This window comes from Xanthomonas sp. NCPPB 3959 (genome assembly GCF_056675575.1).
On sequence record NZ_JBWWVR010000003.1, the window covers coordinates 174,234 to 194,621 of the forward strand.

A 20,388-nucleotide genomic window follows, 5' to 3' on the forward strand; every position below is an offset into this window, starting at 1 on the left:
TGGAGGTGCGGACGCCTGCGAGGGACTCGTATTTTGAATCCCCGCACACGGATGTGCGGGCTCTTGCGAGGGACTCGCGTTTATTGCCGGATCGCATCCTGGAACGACATCGGCTGCTCGGTGTGCTGGGCGCGCTCGGCAATCCAGTCGATCACCTGCTCTTCCATGACACGGCTCTGCAGCCCACCCATCAACTGGGGGTCGTTGCGGTACATCTCAATGACCTGTTCCGGTTCTTCGTAGGTCGAGGCGATCAGACGCAGCGTTTCGCTGACGCGCTTGGATTCCAGACGCAGCTCGTTACGACGGGCCACCTCGCCCACCAGCAGACCGACCAATACGCGCTTGGCGGCCGCGTCCATGAAACCCTGATGGGCATCGGCCGGGATCTCGCCCGGGTTGCGGCCGCTACGGCGGACCTGCTCCACCTGCTGGGCCAGCATCGAACGTGCTTCGTTTTCGACCAGACGCGGCGGCATTTCCACATGCGCATAGGCGGCAATCAGCTGCTCACCCACTTCGCGCCGCAGACGATTCATCAGCGCACCCTTGAGCTCACGCTCCAGGTTGGTACGGATGTCGGCGCGGAACTGCTCGGCATCGCCACTCTTCACGCCGAAGCTCTTGATGAACTCCTTGTCCACCACCGGCAATACCGGCTCGGACACTTCGACCGCTTTGACGTGCACCTGCACGGTCTTGCCAGCGAGCTGTGGCACGCGCCACTCGGCCGGGAAGTCGATGGTCAGGGTCTTGTCTTCGCCCTTGGCCAGACCTTCCAGGCCCTTTTCGATCTGATCGAACATCACGCCCGAGCCGAGCACGCTGCTGCCGGTCTCCACGCCTTCGGCGGGCAGACGCTCGTCGCCGGCCTGCGACCAGGTCTCCAGCGCCACCAGGTCACCGACCTGGGCGCCACGCTCGACCGGGTTCCAGGTGCGACGCTGCAGACGCAGGTTCTCGATCATCTGGTCGATGTCGGCGTCGGTCACTTCGGCGGTATGGCGCACCACCGACAGCGTGGTCACATCGATGTCGCCGAAGTCCGGCACCACTTCAAAGGTGGCGACGAAATCGAAATCGCTCTCGCCTGCCTTGTCGATCCGCGGGTTGCCTGCCAGGCGCAGCGCATGCTCGCGCACGGCCGAATCGAAGGTCTCACGCAGCAAACCATCCATTGCCTCGGCACGCACCTGCTGACCGAAACGCTGCTCGATGACCTTGGCGGGCACCTTGCCGGGGCGGAACCCCTTGATGCGCGCGGTCCGCGCGATCTCGCGCAGGCGGCCGCCGACGTGCGTCTCCAGACGCTCCTGCGGCAGGGTGAAGGTCAGGCGGCGTTCCAGATTGCCGGTGGATTCGATCGATGCTTGCATGTTGACTCCTGCCACCGACAGCACATGCGTCGGCACGAGATGGAAGATGCGGGTTGACGGATGGCGAGAAAGCCGCCGAGCCTTGTAGTTTCGCCGATAACGGCTGCCGCTGCCAGCGGAATGCGCACAACCGCGTCGCTCAAGTCTGGACAACCGGTTTTGCGGATCATGCAGCGGCCGGAACACTCACGGCCGCACTGCATTGGTGCGAAAGGGGGGACTCGAACCCCCACGCCTTGCAGCGTCAGAACCTAAATCTGGTGCGTCTACCAATTCCGCCACTTTCGCGATGCTGCGCTTGCCCGCGCATTGTTGCAGGGATGCCGGCAAAGAAAAAGCGTCGTGATGCCGCAGCGCACCTTCAATCGGCTTAAGCCCAATAGGCTGGAGCCGACCCGCAGGCTTTCGCAGCCGATCGTCCAAGCTATCGCGGACGCACTTTGCCCGGGAAGCGAGGTGAACCGTTAAACTTTGCATCGCCGCAACGATCGAAGCCTCGTACTTTTACTTGTACACGGTAAAGGTAGGATTTGCGAAAATTCCGTTAAATCTAGATGAGTGAGGCAGCAGTCGCGATGAGAGACCGATATCGCCAGATCGTGGCACTGTCCCGCGATTGCATCAAAGAGATCGACCTCGATGGGCGGATCACGGCAATCAACGTCAATGGGCTGGCCGGACTCGGCGTCAGCCATCCCGACCAGCTCATCTCGCAGCCATGGCGCGAACTGTGGCCACCCGAGGCCGTGGGCCTAGTCGACGCGGCGATCGCCGGTTCCGCGAATGGCTTGATCCAGGAATTCGAGGCCACCTGCGTGAACTTCGCCGGCGTGCGTCAGACCTGGCAGGTGGTCACCAGCCCGCTGTTCGACGCCTTTGGCAACGTCGAGGCGATTCTTGCGGTGAGCAAGAACATCTCCGACCGCAGGGCGCTGGAGGCGGCGTTCCATACGCTGGACTCCATGCTGAAGGCCGAGCGCGAGTTTTCCACCGGCGCTTTGATGCTGGCGCGTGCGCGCGAAAATTCGCTATCGACCGAACTGCATACCCTGCGCGACCTGCAGGAGCGCATCGAAGGCGATCTGGACATTGCGCGCGCCGCACAGGGAGCGGCCGAGAAAATTTCCGAGCAGGCACAGAAAGGCGAAGCGGTCGGCCAATTGCTGGCAGGCGTCGTTCACGACTTGAACAACGTGCTGCAGGCGGCGACATCGGCCATCGACCTGGTCGTACAGCGCGCAAGGATCGATGCGCACGATGCCAAGCTGCTGAGCGTGGCCGACGCGGCGCTTCAACATGGATCGGTCATGGCGCAGCGGCTGGTCGGATTTTCGCGCCAGTATCCGTACAGCCCGGAAGCGGTGGATCTTGCCGCATTGGCCGAACAGCTGAGCCCATTGCTGGAACAGGTAATCGGCGCCGAGTTGCAATTGCAGTTGCGCACCAGCGAAGGCGGATGCTGCGCCATGGTCGATCGCCATACGGTGGAGCGCGCGATTCTGAATCTGGTGATCAACTCGCGCGATGCCTGCAAGAGCGGGGACACCATCCGTATCGAAACCGGCGACACCGTCGTGGCGGCCGAGGACGCGAGCCTGGGCAAACCGGGCGGGCATTACGTCACCATCACCGTTGCCGATAGCGGACATGGCATGGATGCAGGCGTGCAATCGCGGTTATTCGAAGCCTATTTCACTACCAAGGACGCAGGCAAAGGTGCCGGGCTTGGCTTGACGCAGGTGTATAGCGCGGTGCGTCAGGCCGGTGGCTTTGTCGAAGTGAGCTCGGCTCCCGGCAAAGGTGCGCGCTTCTTGCTGGCGTTTCCGCGTATGCAACGAAGCCAGGCGTCTGAGCTGACCGCATCGTCCTGAGCGGCTATGAGGTTGTAGTTGTAGTTGTTCGCGATAAGCGTGACCTGAAGAGCCACGCAAGCAATGCGCAGATGCCGCCGCCCCATAGCCCGCTTCGTACCAAGGCCAGGATCAGATCGCGATCCGAGCCCATGGACCAGCCTCCAACGACCACTGTGAGCAACACGACCAACCCAGCCGAAAACAGGCCGCTCAGCGCGCCGATTGCGATCTGGACAAAGGGGTTTGGCCCACGCTCGCGATACAGACGATGGCACGTCAACGCGCACACCAATCCCGCACCAGCGGCAGCGATCACCGGCAACACCAGGACGTAGGACAAGCCTGCGATCAGAAAAGCAGTCTCGCTATCGAGCCGCGCCCACTGCAGAAAGCCCAGCAATCCGCCTAGCGGAGGACCGACCACTGCAAAGATCACAACCTGCTGGAGGATCGAGCGCCGTGTTGCTCTGGACACATCACGCCTCATTTGAGTTTGCCGGCCTGGGCTGCAGACCAAAGATCACCAGGCATCCGATGCAAGCAGACTTAGTGCCGGCCAAGCAACAAGCTTGATCAGGCAACTGCTGAACAGACGCAGCAGCAGAATTGGCTGCAAGCGAACAACTCGCGCAGTTCCTGCCTTAAGAAGTCTCTTCTTGTTTCCAGTGCCGGAAAAAAGAAAAGCACCTAGGTGTTTGCCTAAGTGCTTTTGTTTGGTGGGCCGTCAAGGATTCGAACCTTGGACCTATTGATTAAGAGTCAACTGCTCTACCAACTGAGCTAACGGCCCTGAAACTGGTCGCACATTGTATGTGCGTTTTTGCTTCGTTGCAACACCCCGCGATGCGTCGGGTCCAACATTTCCTGCAATCAGTGGGGTGGCTGAGGGGACTCGAACCCCCGACATCTGGAATCACAATCCAGTACTCTAACCAGCTGAGCTACAGCCACCACTGAAAACCTACTTCCTACCGCACCGCCGATGGCGCGCCCGACAGGACTCGAACCTGTAACCGCCGGCTTAGAAGGCCGGTGCTCTATCCGGTTGAGCTACGGGCGCCCGGACCGAACGTTGCATTCCCACGCCGCAAGAAGCTCGGAATGGTCGGGGTAGAGGGATTCGAACCCCCGACATCCTGCTCCCAAAGCAGGCGCGCTACCAGACTGCGCTATACCCCGGCGGGACCTTTCAATCCCGAAGGCTGGAAAGGTCGGCTATTTTGGGAACGATTGGCCTCGCTGTCAATCACTCTGCGTCAATTCGCCGATCCGGTATCCTCGCGACAACGCTCACCACCATGGCGAGCACCTACATTTCATGGAGAACACGCATGCGTAGCGGCAACCCTGCCCTTCGGGAATCCACATTCCTCGACCTTGGCTCCGGCTCGGTCGTCACCCGCGACGGCCAGGCGATGACCCTCAACGGCACCGTCAACAAGACCGGTGCGTTGTTGTTGATGGCCGTGCTCACCGCCGCTTTCGCCTGGTCGCAGTCGATCGGTGCCGATGGCATGCCATTGCCTGCAGCCAAGCTGTACATGATTGCCGGCGCGATCGGCGGGCTGGTGTTCGCACTGGCGACCAGCTTCAAGCCGACCTGGGCACCGATCACCGCGCCGCTGTATGCGCTGGTGGAAGGCTTCTTTCTTGGCTCGATTTCGGCGGTGTACGAGGCGCGCTTCAACGGCATCGTGTTCCAGGCGGTGCTGCTGACCTTCGGCACGATGTTCGCGCTGCTGTTTGCCTACCGCAGTGGGCTGATCAAGGCCACCGAGAACTTCAAGCTGGGCGTGGTTGCGGCAACCGGCGGCATTGCGCTGGTGTATCTGGCGACCATCGTGCTGGGCTTGTTCGGCGTGCGTATTCCGTTCATCCACGACTCGGGGCTGATCGGCATCGGCTTCAGTCTGTTCGTGGTGGTGGTGGCAGCACTGAATCTGGTACTGGACTTCGACTTCATCGAAAGCGGTGTGGAACAGGGCGCTCCCAAGCACATGGAGTGGTACGGCGCGTTTGGCCTGATGGTGACGCTGGTGTGGCTGTACATCGAGTTCCTGCGGTTGTTGTCGAAGCTGCAGTCGCGCAACTGAGCCGGGAATCGGGATCGGGGAATCGTAAGAGCGGATTCCCTGCGCATTCTGGTTACGCGCAAGTCTCGAGCAAAAAGAAAGGGCGCCTAGGCGCCCTTTCTTGTTTTGCAGCTCGCTTCGATGCTCAGAGGCGGCTGGCGATGGCCTTGGCAAAGCCCATGGTGTTGCCGGTGCCGCCCAGATCGGGGGTCAGCGAGTCCTTGGCTTCCAGGGTGGCCACGATGGCTTCGCGCAGGCGCTCGGCGTTCTGTGGCTGACCGATGTGGTCCAGCATCTGCGCAGCGCCCAGCAGCAGCGCACACGGGTTGGCCTTGCCCTGCCCTGCGATGTCAGGCGCCGAGCCGTGCACGGCTTCGAAGATCGCCGCGTCCAGACCGATGTTGGCGCCCGGGGCCAGGCCCAGGCCGCCGACCAGACCGGCGCACAGGTCGGAGATGATGTCGCCGAACAGGTTGGTGGTCACGATGATGTCGAACTGTTCCGGACGCATCACCAGCTGCATGCAGGTGTTGTCGACGATCATTTCCTGGAATTCGATTTCCGGGTACTGCGTCGCCACGTCACGTGCCACCTTCAGGAACAGGCCCGAGGTCGACTTGATGATGTTGGCCTTGTGCACCGCAGTGACCTTCTTGCGGCCGGTGGCGCGCGCGAGGTCGAAGGCGTAGCGCACGATGCGCTCGGAGCCCTTGCGGGTGACGCGGGCGCCGGAGAACGCGGTCTCGCCGTCCTCGGACACGGTCTGGCCTTCGCTCAGGTAGGCGCCTTCGGTGTTCTCGCGCACCGTGATCAGGTCCACGCCATCGGCGAAACGCGACTTGGTGTTGGGGAACGACTTGGCCGGACGCACGTTGGCGTACAGGTCGAACTTGCGACGCATGGCGACGTTGATCGAGCTGAAACCTTCGCCGACCGGCGTGGTCAGCGGGCTCTTCAGCGCCACCTTGTTCTTGGTGATCGAAGCCAGGGTCGACTCGGGCAGCAGATCGCCGTGCTTTTCCAGCGCGACCAGGCCAGCGTCGGCGTACTCGTAGGTCAGGCCAGCTTGCAGCGCGTCGAGCACGAACAGCGTGGCATCCATGATCTCCGGGCCAATACCGTCGCCGCGGATGACCGTGATTGTCTGCGTCATAACGTTGGGTTTCCGAACTTGAAGGGGGGAGCGCCAGCCGTAAAACCCGGCAGAGCGGCGCAAGGAGGTTTCACAGGCAATTATGCCCGATGCCGGTGAAGGCGCCCAAACCGACCTTGGTCTAAGAGCGGCGCACCCCCTCCACAACGCAGCGCGCCGCCTCGATGGGCGACGCGCGCGACCGGCTCGCTTTTACGAATCCCGCATCCCGAATGACCAATCCTGACTCACACGCCGGTCGACCCCCGACCAGTCATGCATCAGTCGTGCGCGTGCTGCGACGGGGCCTGGGCGCCGCCTTCGAGCTGGTCGAGAAAATCCACCGCGCGACGCAGATGCGGGATGACGATGGAGCCGCCGACCACCAGGCCGACCGAGAAGGTTTCGAAGAACTCTTCGCGGGTCACGCCGGCCTCCTTGCATTGGGCGACGTGGTAGCTGATGCAGTCATCGCAGCGCAGCACCATCGAGGCGACCAGGCCGAGCAGCTCCTTGGTTTTGACGTCCAGCGCGCCGGCCTGATAGGTCTGGGTGTCCAGCGCGAAGAAGCGGCGCACCACCTGGTTGGGCTCGGCCAGGATGCGTTGATTCATGCGCTGGCGGAATTCGGTGAACTCGCGCAGACGGTCGTCGCTGCCACCCTCGTGCTCACTCATGCCTGGCCGCCCGTGGCGCCGGCCAGTAAGGGTTCGAGCTTGCCGGCGCGGTGCATGGCCATCATGTCGTCGTAGCCGCCCACATGGACGTCGCCGACGAAGATCTGCGGCACGCTGGTGCGCTTGGCAAGGGCGACCATCTTGTTACGCTCGGCCGGGTCCAGGTCGATGCGCACCTCGGTCCAGGTCCGGCCCTTGCTCTTGAGGAAGTTCTTGGCCGCCACGCAGTACGGGCAGATCGCGGAGGAATACAGGGTGATCTGCGGGCCGGTGGCCGCATCCTGCACGTTAAGGTCTTGGCTCACGGGAAACTCCGTGGTTGGTCTGAGGTCTGACAATGGTACCGGGCGACTGGAATTTCCATGTCGTCACCGCAACACTGTGGATTAACTGTCGATTCACGCCCCTGCGCCTTGCTGCCCGCATGCTCCGCGCATCACCTGGGAGTTCCACTTGCGCCTGCTACCGCTCGCCACCGCCCTCACGCTGGCCGTTGCCATGGGTGTGGCACCTGCGCAGGAAAGCCGCCTGCCCGATATCGGTTCGTCTGCCGGCGAGTTGCTGACCCCGGCGCGCCAGGCCGAATACGGCAAGATGATGCTGGCCGAGCTGCGCAACTACGACTATGTGCTCGACGACCCGCTGGTCACCGATTGGCTGCAGACCATGGGCACCCGGCTGGGCGCCAACAGCGACCAACCGCAGCAGCCGTTTACGTTTTTCATGCTGCGCGACCGCCAGATCAACGCCTTCGCCACCTTGGGCGGCTACATCGCGGTCAACGCGGGGCTGGTGCTGACGGCCGAGCGCGAGGACGAAGTGGCCGCAGTGCTGTCGCACGAAATCGCCCACGTCACCCAGCAACACGTGTTGCGCGGGGTGGAGCGGGCGCAGCGCGATCAGATCCCGATCCTGCTCGGCATGCTGGCCGCGGTGGTCGCCGCGCAACAGGCGGGCGGCAATTCCAAGGGCGATGCCACCATGGCCGGCATCACCAGCGCCATGGGGCTGATGCAGCAACGCCAGATCGACTACACCCGCTCCAACGAATCCGAAGCCGACCGGCTGGGCATTCGCACGCTGGTGCGCAGCGGCTACGACGTGGATGCAATGGCCGGCTTCTTCGAGCGCATGTCGGTGGCGATGCGCGCCAACGAGGGCGGCTACAGCGCGCCGGACTTCCTGCAGACCCACCCGGTCACCGTCACCCGCATCAGCGAGGCCAAGGCGCGCGCCGAGCAGATGAAGAAGAACACCGTGGTGCTGACCACCTCGGTGCCGGGCGGCACGCGCCAGGAGCGCGTGAATCCCTCCGATCCTTCGCTGTCGGAGCCGCTGAGCCGCAACGGCAACGCGATTCTTCCGTATGCGCTGCGCTTGCCGGTGGATGCGCTCAGCCGCAGCGGCGAACAGCAGGGCTTCGATTGGGCCAAGGAGCGCCTGCGCGTGCTCAGCGCGGCCACGCCGGATGCGGCCATCCGCGAATACGAGACCCTGCGCCGCAGCGCCAAGGGCGGCCTGACCGATGCGCAGCGCTATGGGCTGGCCCTGGCGCGCTTGCGCAACAGCGGCGGGCGGCCGAGCGAGCCCGTGGCCGAACTGGCCAGCCTGCTGGAGGCGCATCCGGATAATTTATGGCTGACGCTGGGCCTGAGCGAGGCGCAGGCGCGCGTGGGACAGCGCGAGGTGGCCAATGCGCGTTTCGATGCGCTGCTCAAGCAATTGCCGACCAACCGAGCGGTGGCGCTGACCTATGCCGGCGCGCTCAACGAGCAGGCGACCGAGACATCCGGCCAGCGTGCGCGCCAGGTGCTGGAACCGCTGCTGTATCGCAACGGCGATGATGCGTTGTTGCAGCAGACCTACGCGCGCGCCTGCGAATTGGCCGGCGACCAGCTGCGCGCCAGCGAGGCCTATGCCGAATCCGCGTACTTGAACGGCCGCGCCGAACAGGCGCTGATCCAGCTGGAGGCGCTGAAGAAGAAAGATCTCGATTATGTGACACGTGCGCGCGTGGACGCCCGCATTGCCGCCATTACGCCCACGGTGCTGGAACTGCGCCGCCAGGGCATCCGCGACCCGGATCTGTCCACGCGTTAGCGCATGTCATGCAGTGCGGTGGCTTCACTGTCCGGGATGACAAATCGCGTGTTCGATGCCGCAACGACTGCTTGGCGTCTCGCAGCACAGTCCGCTTAATTGGTGTCGCGAACGACGTAATGCGCCCGCCATGTCACATTAGAGTCACAAAACCGTAGTCTACTGGCGACCATCGAAGCCAGACGGTAAGCCCCGCGTGCAGAAACGCATCCTGATCGTCGACGACGAACCCGCAATCCGCGACATGGTGGCGTTCGCGCTGCGCAAGGGCGAGTTCGAACCCATCCATGCTGGCGACGCCCGCGAGGCGCAGACCGCCATCGCCGACCGTGTGCCGGACCTGATCCTGCTGGACTGGATGTTGCCAGGCACCAGCGGGCTGGACCTGGCGCGGCGCTGGCGCAAGGAATCGCTGACCCGCGAGATTCCGATCATCATGCTGACCGCGCGCGGCGAAGAAAACGACCGCGTCGGTGGCCTGGAAGCCGGGGTCGACGATTACGTGGTCAAGCCGTTCTCGGCGCGCGAATTGCTGGCGCGCATCCGTGCGGTAATGCGCCGCACCCGCGAAGACGACGAAGACGGCAGCGTGGCCGTGGGCCGGTTGCGCATCGATGGCGCCGCGCATCGGGTGTTCGCCGGCGACGCGCCGGTGCCGATCGGCCCGACCGAATACCGCTTGTTGCACTTTTTCATGACACATCCCGAGCGCGTGTACACGCGCACCCAGTTGCTGGATCATGTCTGGGGCGGCAGCGTGTACGTGGAAGAGCGCACCATCGACGTGCATATCCGCCGCCTGCGCAAGACGCTGGAACCGTTCGGCCTGGAAAACATGGTGCAGACTGTGCGTGGCTCGGGCTACCGTTTCTCTTCGGCCGCCTGATGCCTGCCGCACAGGCCGGCCCGGCCGCTGACACCGGTCGGGCTGCGTGCCTACCCGACGCTCCGTGGTAACGCCTTCCATGCCTCAACATATTCGTTCCGCCTGGTTCAAGACGCTCGGTACCCTGGCGCTGTTGCTGGGCGCTGCCGTGCTGACCGGCGTGCTGATCGAGCATGTGTGGATGGCGCTGACGCTGACTGCACTGGGCGTACTGGCCTGGCATTACTGGCGGCTGCGTCAGGTGCTGCGGCGGCTCACTGCGCGCCAGCGTGCCGAGCCGGCGGCCGGCGTCGGTGCCTGGAACGAACTGGATCGGCTGCTCTATCGCAGCCAGGCCGAAATGCGCGGGCGCAAGCGTCGCCTGATCGACATGCTGCGCACCTACCGCGCCGCCGCACAGGCGTTGCCCGATGCGGTGGTAGTGGTGGATCGCAACAGCCAGCGCGTGCAGTGGTTCAACAAGGCGGCCGGCGGCCTGCTTGGCCTGCATCATCCCGGCGATATGGGCGTGTCGGTGGTGGAGCGGTTGCAGCCGTTGCCGTTGGCGCATTGGCTGGCGGCCGGTCGCAATGCAGAACCCATGCTCGATGCCGCCTCGCCGGTCGATCCGGATCTACGTTTGAATCTGCGCCTGATCCCGTATTCCGACGATTACTGGCTGCTGGTGGCGCGCGATGTCAGCAAGCTGCTGCGGCTGGAGCAGGTACGCCGCGACTTCGTGGCCAATGTCTCGCACGAATTGCGCACGCCGCTGACGGTGGTACACGGCTATCTGGACATGCTCGACCCGGAGGACTTCCCCGACTCGGGCCCGATGCTGGCGGAGATGCGCAAGCAATCGCAACGCATGGCGCAGCTGGTCGAAGATCTGCTGACGCTGTCGCGGCTGGAATCGCAGGAAGAACTCGGCGAGGAACACGTGGCGATGGCGCCGATGCTCTCCACGCTACGCCGCGAAGCAGAAGCGCATAGCCAGGGTCGCCACACGGTGGAAGTGTTCGACGAGGCCGGCGTGGATCTGCTTGGCTCCAACAAGGAACTGCATAGCGCGTTCTCCAATCTGGTCACCAACGCAGTGCGCTATACGCCGGGCGGTGGGAAGGTGACGATCCGCTTCATGCGCGATGGCGATGGCGCGGCACTGGCGGTGCGCGACACCGGCTACGGCATTCCCGCCTCGCATCTGCCGCGCATCACCGAGCGGTTTTATCGCGTCTCCAGCAGCCGCTCGCGCGAGAGCGGCGGTACCGGGTTGGGGTTGTCGATCGTCAAGCACATCCTGGGGCTGCATCAGGCGCGGCTAGAGATCGAAAGCGAAGTCGGGCGCGGCAGCGAATTCTCGTGTCATTTTGTGGCTGCACGCGTGGTACAGCGCGATCAGTCCCTGCCACTGTCACGCTCGGCGTGATATGTAGTGGGTGCGCGCCGCAGCGCGGTGCGATGCACCTGCGCAGCGCGCGCCAAGTCGCACCGTGCTGCATGTTGCGCGCGCTAACGACGCATTCCATTCCGTCTTGATGATCGACTCCATGGGCCACGCCAAACACTCCCACGACACTGCTTCTTCCGAAGAGATCGCCGCCGATCCGTTGCGCGAGCCGTCGCTGTATATCAACCGCGAACTGTCACAGCTGGATTTCAATTTCCGGGTGCTGGCGCAGGCGCTGGATGAGCAGGTCCCGTTGCTGGAACGGCTGCGCTTCCTGTGCATTTCCTGCACCAACCTGGACGAATTCTTCGAAATCCGCGCGGCCACCGTCCGGCACGCGCAGGAATTCGGATTGCCGCCGGCACCCGATGGGCTGAGCCCCACCGCCATCCTCAATGCCGTGCACGATCGCGCGGCGAAGCTGGTCGAGCAGCAGTACCACGCGTGGAACGAAGTGCTACGCCCGGCGATGGAAACTGCCGGGGTGGCGGTGCTGGGCCGCTCGACGTGGAACTCGCGCCAGAAGCGCTGGCTGCGCGCGTACTTCCGCAACGAGATCATGCCGGTGCTGTCGCCGCTCGGCCTGGACCCGGCGCATCCGTTCCCGAAGATTCTCAACAAGACCTTAAACATCGTGGTGGTGCTGGATGGCCAGGATGCGTTTGGCCGCGCCGGCCATCTGGCCATCGTGCGGGCGCCGCGTTCGTTGCCGCGCATCATCCAGTTGCCGGCCAGCCTGTCGCCGGAGGGAACGCAGAGCTTTGTGTTTCTGTCTTCGGTGCTGTCCGAGTTTGTGGATGAGCTGTTCCCGGGCATGCAGGTCAAGGGCTCGTATCAGTTCCGCGTGACCCGCAACTCCGAGTTGGTAGTGGACGAGGAAGAAGTCGAAAACCTGGCCTTGGCCTTGCGCGACGAATTGGTCACGCGCGGCTACCGACCGGCGGTGCGGCTGGAGATCGCGCACGACTGCCCGTCGCCGATCATGCGTACCCTGCTGCAGAACTTCGGCTTGAACGAAAACGCGGTGTACCGCATCGTCGGGCCGGTCAATCTGAGCCGTGTCACCCAGGTCTACGATCTGGTGCAGCGCCCGGAACTCAAGTACCCGTTGTTCAATCCGCGCACCTTGCGCGACAACGACGGCATCTTCGAGATCGTCAAGAAGGGCGATGTGTTGTTGCATCATCCCTTTGATGCGTTCACTGCGGTGCTGGACGTGATTCGCCAGGCCGCAGTCGACCCGAACGTGCTGGCGATCAAGCAGACGCTGTACCGCACCGGCAAGGATTCGTTGATTGTCGATGCGCTGATCCTGGCCGCGCGCAACGGCAAGGACGTCACTGTGGTGGTGGAACTGCGTGCGCGCTTCGACGAAGAAGCCAACCTGGGCCTGGCCGACAAGCTGCAGGAAGCCGGCGTGCAGGTGGTCTACGGCGTGGTCGGCTTCAAGACGCACGCCAAGATGCTGCTGATCGTGCGACGCGAGGGCCGCAAGCTCAAACGCTACGTACATCTGGGCACCGGCAATTACCACAGCGGCACCGCGCGTCTGTACACCGACATCAGCCTGATCACGGCGGATGTGGAAATCGGCAACGATGTGCACATGCTGTTTCAGCAATTGTCCGGTCTTGCACCGCGGATGAAGCTGGAGCAGCTGCTTCAATCGCCGTTTACCCTGCATACCGGCGTGCTGAAGCGGATCGAACGCGAAACCCGGCTGGCCCGCAATGGTCGCCCGGGCCGCATCATCGCCAAGATGAATGCACTCAACGAGCCGCAGGTGGTGCGCGCGTTGTACGCGGCGTCGCAAGCCGGTGTGCAGATCGATCTGATCGTACGCGGCGCCTGCACGCTGCGGCCGGGCGTGCCGGGCTTCTCCGACAACATCCGCGTGCGTTCGATCGTGGGGCGTTTTCTGGAGCACAGCCGCGTGTACTGGTTCGGCAACGATGGTGCGGCGGAACTGTATTGCGCCAGCGCCGACTGGCTGGAACGCAACCTGTTGCGGCGCGTGGAAACCTGCTTCCCGATCCTGGACCCGGACCTGGCCAAGCGGGTCTATCGCGAAGCGTTGCAGAACTACCTGGACGACAACGTCAACGCCTGGGAGCTGGATGCCGAGGGCGTCTATCACAAGCGCACGCCGGGCCCTGGCGAGCCGGCGCATTCGGCGCAGATGACCTTGCTCGATCGGGTCTAAAGAGCGGCTGACAACGCGTAGCGCGCAGTCGTGCGTTGGTGCCGGCGGCGCAGCGCAGCGCAGCCGCTTTGTGGTTGGTGCGCGACGCCACACACGCCTTGCCGGCGGTGTGCGCAGTCGTTTTGCCGGTGCCTCTCACGGGGCCAACCATCCATCGGCTACCATGCGGCCATGCCAACACCCTCCCCCACGATACCGCCACTGCGCGACGGCGATTACCTTGCCGCCATCGACTTAGGCTCCAACAGTTTCCACATGGTCATTGCGCGCTACCTGATGGGTCAGCTGCGCGTCGTTGATCGCCTGCGCGAGACCGTGCGTATGGCCGATGGCCTGGATGGCAAAGGTGGCATTTCCAACGAAGCGCGCCAACGTGCACTGGAATGTCTGGCGCGCTTCGGCCAGCGCATTCGTGAAGTGCCGTCGTTGCGCGTGCGTGCGCTGGCCACCAACACGGTGCGTCAGCTGCGTTCGCCACAAGCGTTCCTGATGCCGGCCGAAACCGCGCTCGGGCATGCGATCGAAGTGGTCAGCGGCCGCGAGGAAGCGCGCCTGATCTATCTGGGCGTTGCGCATGCGCAGCCGCCTAAGCCCGATCAGCGCCGGCTGGTGATCGATATCGGCGGCGGCTCGACCGAGTTCATCATCGGCCGCGGTTTTCAGACGCTGGAACGCGAAAGTCTGCAGGCCGGCTGCATTGCCAGCACACGACGTTTTTTTCCCGGCGGCAAGTTGTCGAAAAAGAAATGGAAGGACGCGCTGACCGAGATCGGCGCCGAGTTCCAGCAGTTCGCCAATCAGTACAAGGCGCTGGGCTGGCATGAGGCGATCGGTTCGTCCGGCACCCACAAGGCCATCGGCGAGATTTGCGCGGCGATGAAGCTCACCAAGGGCGCGATCACCGCCGAGGCGCTGCCGGCGCTGCGCGATGAACTGCTCAAGGCCAAGCGCATCGAAGACATCCAGTTGCCCGGATTGGCTGCCGAGCGGCGCCCCATTATTGCCGGCGGCATTCTGGTGCTCGAGGCCGCATTCCAGGCCCTGGGGCTGGAGAAGCTGATGGTCAGCAAGGCGGCGATGCGCGAAGGCATCCTCTACGACATGCTCGGCCGCGGCGGCGAGAACGATCCGCGCGACAGCTCGGTGGCCTCGTTGGTGCAGCGCTACGGGATCGACGAAGTGCAGGCCCAGCGCGTGGAAGCCACCGCCTGCCGCCTGTTCGATCAGGTCTGCGAATCCTGGCAACTGGATGGCGACGATGCGCAGGTGCTGCGCCGCGCCGCGCGGTTGCACGAGCTGGGTTTGATCATCGCGCACAGCCAATATCACGTGCACGGCAGCTACATCCTGGAGCATTCGGATATCGCTGGTTTCTCGCGGCAGGAGCAGCAGGTACTGGCGTCGCTGGTGCGCACGCACCGCCGCAACGTGCCCAAGACCGCGTTCGAGGCGCTGCCGGATCGTTTGTTGCTGCCAACCCGACGCAAGGCCGCATTGCTGCGGCTGGCAGTGCTGCTGCATCGCGCGCACGAGTCTGACCCGATTCCGACCCTGGAACTCACTGCCGATGACACCCGGCTGTCATTGATCCTGTCGCAAAGCTGGATCGACTCGCGCCCGTTGCTACGCGCCGACCTGATCGGCGAAGTCGAAAGCATGGCCGGGCTGGGAATCGCGTTCAAACCGTTTGTGACCTGAGGCCTGCGGCCTCAGGCGGGATTGGAGATTCGGGATTGGGGATTTGTTGATCCCGGCAGACCATGTGTTGCGGGCTTGCTGACGTTTGCACAGCCCCCTTCTGCGAATCTCCAATCCCGAATCCCAAATCCCCACTCCCGTCGCGCTTGTCACCGCCGCGACTTATCGTCGCAACATCCATGCCATCGCTCTCCCGGAAGCTAGACAAAACCGGAGAACGGGCATGCGCTACGCGATCGTTACCGAAACCTATCCCCCCGAAGTCAATGGTGTGGCGCTGACCGTGCACGGCCTGGAAACCGGCCTGCGCGCACGCGGACATCAGGTGGACGTGGTGCGCCCGCGTCAGAGCGGCGATACGGAACCGGCGACTGCATTGTTGGTGCGCGGCGCATCGCTGCCGCGCTATCCGGGGCTGAAATTCGGGCTACCGGCAACGCAGCGCCTCATCCGTCATTGGCGAATCACGCAACCGGATGCGATCTATGTGGCCACGGAAGGCCCCTTGGGCTGGTCGGCGATGCGTGCAGCGCGCCGGCTCGGCATCCCGGTCGCCACCGGCTTCCATACGCGTTTCGACGAATACCTGCCCGACTACGGCGCCGCCTGGCTGCAAGGCACCGCGTTGCGCTGGATGCGGCGCTTTCACAACCAGGCCGACGCCACCCTGGTGCCAACGCGCGAACTGCAGCAGTTCCTGCGCGAAGGCGGATTCGAGCGCGTGCAATTGCTGGCACGCGCGGTGGACAACCAGCAGTTCGATCCGGCGCGACGCGATCACGCGCTGCGTGCCGAATGGGGCATCGAAGGCGAAGGCTTCGCTGCAATCTACGTCGGACGCATCGCCAACGAAAAGAACCTGCCACTTGCCATCCATGCCTTTCGCAAGCTGCAGCAGATCCGCCCGAAAGCACGCTTCGTGTGGGTGGGCGATGGCCCAGCACGCGAAAAGATCGCGCACGAGAATCCCGATTTCATTTTCTGCGGCATCCAGCGCGGCGAGGCGCTGGCACGCCACTTCGCCAGCGGCGATCTGTTTCTGTTCCCCAGCCGCAGCGAGACCTTCGGCAACGTGACCCTCGAGGCGATGGCCAGCGGTGTGGCCACGGTCGCTTTCGATTACGGCGCCGCACGCGAGTATCTGCGCAGCGGTCACAGCGGCGCGGCAGTCGAGACCGACGCGGCGTTTATCCAGGCCGCCATCGCACTCACCGACGACGACGCGATGCGCCAGCGCATGGGCGCTGCGGCCGCGCAGGCGATGCAGAAACTGCACCCGGACAATGTGGTGTCCGACTTCGAAGCCTTGTTACTGGGCATCACCGCTGCACGGGGGCGTTATGTCGGCAACGCGGCTTGAGGTCTTACGCGGTCACGAAGCGCGCTGGTGCCGGCGCGCCAATCACTGGTGCCGACGCCACCCGGTGCGGCGCGCGTTCGCCACCATCAGCCGGCTCGGCGATGGGGTGTTCTGGTATGGCCTGATGGGCCTGTTGGTGCTGCTCGACGGCATGGACGGCGTGCGCGCATCTGCGCACATGGCGGCCACCGGCGTGCTCGCGCTGACCTTGTACAAGTCGCTCAAACGCTGGACGCGGCGGCCGCGCCCGTATGCAGCCGACGTGCGCATTCGCGCCTGGGTCGCGCCGCTGGACGAGTTCAGTTTTCCGTCCGGCCACACCTTGCACGCGGTGTCCTTCAGCATCGTGGCGCTGGCCTACTATCCGTGGCTGGCACCGTTGCTGGTGCCGTTTTCGGCGGGCGTGGCGCTGTCGCGGGTGGTGTTGGGGCTGCATTATCCAAGCGATGTGCTGGCCGCGACCGCGATCGGGGTGGTGCTGGCCAGTTTGTCGTTGTGGGGATTGCCGGTGTTGTTGGGGTGATGAATCAGGCCGGGTCGGCCCGAGTGATCCGCCCAGATAAGTAACGCGTCTCAGCACTCCCTTCTCCCCTCGGGAGAAGGTGCCCCGCAGGGGCGGATGAGGGTACGTGCGAAGCCTCGCGCACTCGCCGTAGAAGATCTCGCGCGAAGGTTGACAAAAAGCCAACACGCAGCAATTGCAACTTCAGCGTGTGGCTTCGCCCCGTACCCTCACCCCTACCCCTCTCCCACAGGGAGAGAGGATTTCGCTCCGTGCTTGTCCTGCTCACGCTGCCTACCCCAGCGTCCCGGTTCCCGTCCCGCGCTGCCGCCGTACAATGGCGCAATGACGACCCTGTTCATTTCCGACCTGCATCTGGATCCGGCCCGGCCGGCCATTACTGAGCTGTTTCTGGACTTCCTGCGCACGCAGGTACCCGGCAGCGACGCGCTCTACATCCTCGGCGATCTGTTCGAAGCCTGGATCGGCGATGACACCCCGTCGGCCGCCGCAGACGCGGTCGCCACTGCGCTGCATGCCGTCGCCGATAGCGGCGTACCGGTGTTCTTCATGGCGGGCAACCGCGATTTTCTGGTCGGCCAGACCTATGCGCAGCGTGCCGGCTTCCGCATCCTGCCCGACCCCACCGTCATCGAGCTGTACGGGCATCCGACGCTGCTGATGCACGGCGATCTGCTATGCACCGACGACACCGCCTATCAGGCGTTCCGTGCACAAACGCGCGACCCGGTGTTTCAGGCGCAGTTCCTGGCCCAACCGCTGGCCGCACGGGTGGCGTTCGCGCAGCAGGCGCGCAGCGCCAGCCAGGCGCGGCAATCGGAACTCAAGCAGGGCGATCAATCGCGCTTCGAAACCGTTACCGACGTGGCACCGGCCGAAGTGGAAGCGACTTTCGTACGTTACGGGGTGGATCGCTTGATCCACGGTCATACCCATCGCCCCAACGTGCACACGCTGCAGGCCGGTGGCCACACCTGCACGCGCATCGTGCTGGGCGACTGGTACGAACAAGGCTCGGTACTGCGTGTGGATGCCGATAGCATCGCGCTGGAGCAGTTGGCGCTTTAGCGTGGCTTAGAGAACCTAGCGAGCAAAGGCATCACTGCACGCTACGTGCATGCTCGGCGTAGTCGACAAAATCGGCATTGACCACGTCGTACCAGAGTACTGTGCCGTCGGCCTGGACGCGGAAGCGGTCACGTACCGGGCTGGTCTGCGGGTCGCCAGGGCAGTCGTTGCCATGGCGCTCGTGCACTGCGAATTCGAAGGCACCCGGAGTGGGCGCGTCGCCCTGTTCGGACAGGATGCTGATGCAGTTGTCCGGATAAAAATGATCGCTCTGCAAGCGCGCTTCCAGCACATGCAGCGCGCGCGCTTCGGCATCGTTGCCGGTGGGCGTTGCCGTCGCCACAGCAGCGGGCTTGGGTTGCGAGGGAGCTGGCTCGGCGGGCTGCTGTTTGCAGCCGGCAACCGCAAGTACGGCCAGGCACAGCGCCGCATAACGCAAGGACTTGGACATGAGTGCTCCGCTCCACAAGACAAGGCCGGCAGTTGCCGACGGTGCGCCTAGTCTGCGCTACACCCGCACGCGGGTGTAGCGGCAAAAGCCCGGCACATGGAGTGCCGGGCCGACAGCGAAACGCTCAACGTCAACCTCAGCGGAAGCCGGCAATCGTGGCCTTGGTGTTGACCAGCACGCGCTGATTGTCGGCGGTGCTGGCATTGCCCATCGGGATGCCGTTGTAGTTGATGTTGGGGTTGGACCAATAGTTCAGGCGCGGGCAACCGCTGCTGCAGTCGTAGGCCATGATGGTGCGCCAGCTATTGCCGTAGCGATAGCCGTGACCGTAGGCATACGGCGAGGTGCTCGGGTCGTTGGTGGCGTCGTGGCGTGCGCTCTGCAGGTGCCCGATTTCATGCGCAAAGCTGTAGTAGCCGGTGGCGCAATCCCAGTACACCGATGCAAACGCGGTTGCGGCGGTCGAACCAATACCCGATGCCAGTCCGCAGTAAGTGGCGTTGTTCAACACGATCACGCCCACATCGGCGGTATACGTGTTGCGGCTGGTGTGGATGCTGTCCATGTAACCGTCGTTGGTCACGCGGAAGCGCTGCAGGTCGGTGGTGAAGTTGCCGGTTTCGCTGTAGCTGGTGGTCTCGTAACGCGCCAGCTGCAGGGTGATGCCGACGTTGCTGTTGGTGTAGCCCTGGTTGGCCTCGGCCACCGCCAGCTGCACCAGCGCTTGCATGTTGCCGCCGTACGCAGTCACCGCCTGATTGGTGGCGACCACCAGCACGCGAATGGTCGCCGGGCTGCCGGACGAGGCGGCCGCTGCGGTGACACGACCTTCGCCGGGCATGTCGAACTTGGGCAGCAGGCTGTATTCGGCCGGATGCTCCTGCGGCATGCGCTGCTCATCCACCTGCACCAGCACGTGGCGACCATCGGCCAGCGGACGCAGGCGATAGAGTTTGCCGGCGTAGCGAATGGTGCCGGTGACGGTGTCGCCGCTACGCACCAGAATGGCCGAGTTCAGCGGATCCACACCCGACAGCGTGCGTGCACGCGTGCCAGCGCGTGGGCCCAGGTTGCCGTACCACACGCTATCGCCGCCTTCCAGGGCATCGACCTTGGCCTGGGTGGCGGTGATGGTCTGGCCGTCCAGTTGCAGTTCCAGCAGCTTTTCCGACGCGGTGACTGCGCCGGCATCGAGCTGGACCACCTGCGCGGTGGCTGTGGACGGTGAGCTCAACACCCGTTGCAGCGAGGGTTCGGTGGTGGCAGTGGCGGCTGCACTGCGGCTCAGCGCAGGACCGGATTGATACAGCGGTTTGCCGGCAGCGGCGGCCGAACCGGCCAGACACATGGCAATCAGACCCACCGTGGTGCACATCGACTTCGACTTCATCGTCTCTCTCTCCTTAGACATGGAAGTAACGGATGTGAAACACCGGGCCCCTGCCCCCGGGACGCCATTAAGGCCGGAGTGACAGTACACATTGCAAGTAGTTGCAAAGGAAAATTACAGTTCTGTGATGCTCGCCTTGAATGCATGCGATTCCGGCGGCTGCGCAGAGG

Annotated in this window: 16 protein-coding genes and 5 tRNA genes; 10 read left to right on the plus strand and 11 right to left on the minus strand. The window is 63.9% G+C overall.

Going from position 1 to position 20,388, the window contains the following annotated elements; genetic code table 11:
- Positions 1 to 80: 80 nt before the first annotated feature.
- Both tig and AC1KVG_RS05320 read right to left on the minus strand, forming a co-directional pair.
- Positions 81 to 1,376 carry a trigger factor gene (gene tig / locus AC1KVG_RS05315; RefSeq protein WP_043889690.1) on the minus strand — a complete coding sequence of 432 codons (1,296 nt, stop codon included), beginning with the start codon at positions 1,374 to 1,376 and terminating at the stop codon, positions 81 to 83.
- A gap of 203 nt (positions 1,377 to 1,579) precedes the next feature.
- Positions 1,580 to 1,664 (minus strand) — tRNA-Leu (locus AC1KVG_RS05320).
- A gap of 287 nt (positions 1,665 to 1,951) precedes the next feature.
- Between AC1KVG_RS05320 and AC1KVG_RS05325 the strand changes: the two genes are divergently transcribed.
- A complete protein-coding gene (locus AC1KVG_RS05325) occupies positions 1,952 to 3,247 on the plus strand; it encodes a PAS domain-containing sensor histidine kinase (protein WP_481093723.1) in 1,296 nt (431 codons plus the stop codon).
- A gap of 696 nt (positions 3,248 to 3,943) precedes the next feature.
- Here the strand turns inward: AC1KVG_RS05325 and AC1KVG_RS05330 are convergent.
- From AC1KVG_RS05330 to AC1KVG_RS05345, 4 genes are all read right to left on the minus strand, one after another.
- Positions 3,944 to 4,019 (minus strand) — tRNA-Lys (locus tag AC1KVG_RS05330).
- 84 nt (positions 4,020 to 4,103) lie between these two features.
- Positions 4,104 to 4,180, minus strand: a tRNA-His gene (locus AC1KVG_RS05335).
- 32 nt (positions 4,181 to 4,212) lie between these two features.
- Positions 4,213 to 4,289: transfer RNA gene (locus tag AC1KVG_RS05340), tRNA-Arg, on the minus strand.
- A gap of 42 nt (positions 4,290 to 4,331) precedes the next feature.
- Positions 4,332 to 4,408: transfer RNA gene (locus AC1KVG_RS05345), tRNA-Pro, on the minus strand.
- 152 nt (positions 4,409 to 4,560) lie between these two features.
- Here AC1KVG_RS05345 and AC1KVG_RS05350 point away from each other — a divergent pair.
- Entirely contained in the window at positions 4,561 to 5,322 is a 762-nt protein-coding gene (locus tag AC1KVG_RS05350; RefSeq protein ID WP_023902870.1) for a Bax inhibitor-1/YccA family protein, read from the plus strand.
- A gap of 124 nt (positions 5,323 to 5,446) precedes the next feature.
- Here the strand turns inward: AC1KVG_RS05350 and AC1KVG_RS05355 are convergent, their stop codons facing one another.
- The 3 genes from AC1KVG_RS05355 to grxC form a co-directional block, all read right to left on the minus strand.
- Positions 5,447 to 6,454 carry an isocitrate dehydrogenase gene (locus AC1KVG_RS05355; RefSeq protein WP_006451741.1) on the minus strand — a complete coding sequence of 336 codons (1,008 nt, stop codon included), beginning with the start codon at positions 6,452 to 6,454 and terminating at the stop codon, positions 5,447 to 5,449.
- Between the two features lie 260 nt (positions 6,455 to 6,714).
- Complete coding sequence (locus tag AC1KVG_RS05360) at positions 6,715 to 7,110, minus strand: carboxymuconolactone decarboxylase family protein (RefSeq protein ID WP_481093724.1); 396 nt, start codon at positions 7,108 to 7,110, stop codon at positions 6,715 to 6,717.
- Complete coding sequence (grxC, locus tag AC1KVG_RS05365) at positions 7,107 to 7,415, minus strand: glutaredoxin 3 (protein WP_481093725.1); 309 nt, start codon at positions 7,413 to 7,415, stop codon at positions 7,107 to 7,109. Before grxC ends, AC1KVG_RS05360 begins: the two co-directional genes overlap by 4 nt.
- A gap of 148 nt (positions 7,416 to 7,563) precedes the next feature.
- Between grxC and AC1KVG_RS05370 the strand changes: the two genes are divergently transcribed.
- The 8 genes from AC1KVG_RS05370 to lpxH all read left to right on the plus strand — a co-directional run bounded on the left by AC1KVG_RS05370 (position 7,564) and on the right by lpxH (position 18,377).
- Positions 7,564 to 9,210 (plus strand): M48 family metalloprotease, encoded by a 1,647-nt coding sequence (locus tag AC1KVG_RS05370; protein WP_268212560.1) that lies wholly within the window; start codon positions 7,564 to 7,566, stop codon positions 9,208 to 9,210.
- Between the two features lie 196 nt (positions 9,211 to 9,406).
- Positions 9,407 to 10,096, plus strand: a complete 690-nt coding sequence (gene phoB, locus AC1KVG_RS05375) for a phosphate regulon transcriptional regulator PhoB (protein WP_006451737.1) — start codon at positions 9,407 to 9,409, stop codon at positions 10,094 to 10,096.
- Positions 10,097 to 10,175: 79 nt separating this feature from the next.
- Positions 10,176 to 11,504, plus strand: a complete 1,329-nt coding sequence (phoR, locus tag AC1KVG_RS05380; protein ID WP_006451736.1) for a phosphate regulon sensor histidine kinase PhoR — start codon at positions 10,176 to 10,178, stop codon at positions 11,502 to 11,504.
- Between the two features lie 121 nt (positions 11,505 to 11,625).
- Complete coding sequence (ppk1, locus tag AC1KVG_RS05385) at positions 11,626 to 13,728, plus strand: polyphosphate kinase 1 (protein ID WP_104551379.1); 2,103 nt, start codon at positions 11,626 to 11,628, stop codon at positions 13,726 to 13,728.
- A gap of 171 nt (positions 13,729 to 13,899) precedes the next feature.
- Positions 13,900 to 15,426 (plus strand): exopolyphosphatase, encoded by a 1,527-nt coding sequence (gene ppx, locus AC1KVG_RS05390; protein WP_006451734.1) that lies wholly within the window; start codon positions 13,900 to 13,902, stop codon positions 15,424 to 15,426.
- Between the two features lie 223 nt (positions 15,427 to 15,649).
- Entirely contained in the window at positions 15,650 to 16,786 is a 1,137-nt protein-coding gene (locus tag AC1KVG_RS05395; RefSeq protein ID WP_481093726.1) for a glycosyltransferase family 4 protein, read from the plus strand.
- Positions 16,767 to 17,309 (plus strand): phosphatase PAP2 family protein, encoded by a 543-nt coding sequence (locus AC1KVG_RS05400; protein WP_043909856.1) that lies wholly within the window; start codon positions 16,767 to 16,769, stop codon positions 17,307 to 17,309. The genes AC1KVG_RS05395 and AC1KVG_RS05400 overlap by 20 nt, the downstream gene beginning before the upstream one ends.
- Positions 17,310 to 17,633: 324 nt before the next feature.
- Entirely contained in the window at positions 17,634 to 18,377 is a 744-nt protein-coding gene (gene lpxH / locus AC1KVG_RS05405; protein ID WP_481093727.1) for a UDP-2,3-diacylglucosamine diphosphatase, read from the plus strand.
- Between the two features lie 31 nt (positions 18,378 to 18,408).
- On the opposite strand, the gene AC1KVG_RS05410 is transcribed toward lpxH, so the two are convergent.
- Entirely contained in the window at positions 18,409 to 18,828 is a 420-nt protein-coding gene (locus tag AC1KVG_RS05410) for a hypothetical protein (protein WP_481093728.1), read from the minus strand.
- A gap of 136 nt (positions 18,829 to 18,964) precedes the next feature.
- Positions 18,965 to 20,218 carry a zinc-dependent metalloprotease gene (locus AC1KVG_RS05415; protein ID WP_481093729.1) on the minus strand — a complete coding sequence of 418 codons (1,254 nt, stop codon included), beginning with the start codon at positions 20,216 to 20,218 and terminating at the stop codon, positions 18,965 to 18,967.
- Between the last annotated feature and the right edge of the window lie 170 nt (positions 20,219 to 20,388).

Bases quoted from the DNA above. Each gene is read 5' to 3' on its own strand.
- AC1KVG_RS05395 (WP_481093726.1), top strand. From the start codon at position 15,650: ATGCGCTACGCGATCGTTACCGAAACCTATCCCCCCGAAGTCAATGGT.
- AC1KVG_RS05415 (WP_481093729.1), bottom strand. From the start codon at position 20,218: ATGAAGTCGAAGTCGATGTGCACCACGGTGGGTCTGATTGCCATGTGT.
- AC1KVG_RS05410 (WP_481093728.1), bottom strand. From the start codon at position 18,828: ATGTCCAAGTCCTTGCGTTATGCGGCGCTGTGCCTGGCCGTACTTGCG.
- ppx (WP_006451734.1), top strand. From the start codon at position 13,900: ATGCCAACACCCTCCCCCACGATACCGCCACTGCGCGACGGCGATTAC.
- ppk1 (WP_104551379.1), top strand. From the start codon at position 11,626: ATGGGCCACGCCAAACACTCCCACGACACTGCTTCTTCCGAAGAGATC.
- phoR (WP_006451736.1), top strand. From the start codon at position 10,176: ATGCCTCAACATATTCGTTCCGCCTGGTTCAAGACGCTCGGTACCCTG.
- AC1KVG_RS05400 (WP_043909856.1), top strand. From the start codon at position 16,767: ATGTCGGCAACGCGGCTTGAGGTCTTACGCGGTCACGAAGCGCGCTGG.
- lpxH (WP_481093727.1), top strand. From the start codon at position 17,634: ATGACGACCCTGTTCATTTCCGACCTGCATCTGGATCCGGCCCGGCCG.
- AC1KVG_RS05360 (WP_481093724.1), bottom strand. From the start codon at position 7,110: ATGAGTGAGCACGAGGGTGGCAGCGACGACCGTCTGCGCGAGTTCACC.
- tig (WP_043889690.1), bottom strand. From the start codon at position 1,376: ATGCAAGCATCGATCGAATCCACCGGCAATCTGGAACGCCGCCTGACC.
- AC1KVG_RS05350 (WP_023902870.1), top strand. From the start codon at position 4,561: ATGCGTAGCGGCAACCCTGCCCTTCGGGAATCCACATTCCTCGACCTT.
- AC1KVG_RS05355 (WP_006451741.1), bottom strand. From the start codon at position 6,454: ATGACGCAGACAATCACGGTCATCCGCGGCGACGGTATTGGCCCGGAG.
- AC1KVG_RS05325 (WP_481093723.1), top strand. From the start codon at position 1,952: ATGAGAGACCGATATCGCCAGATCGTGGCACTGTCCCGCGATTGCATC.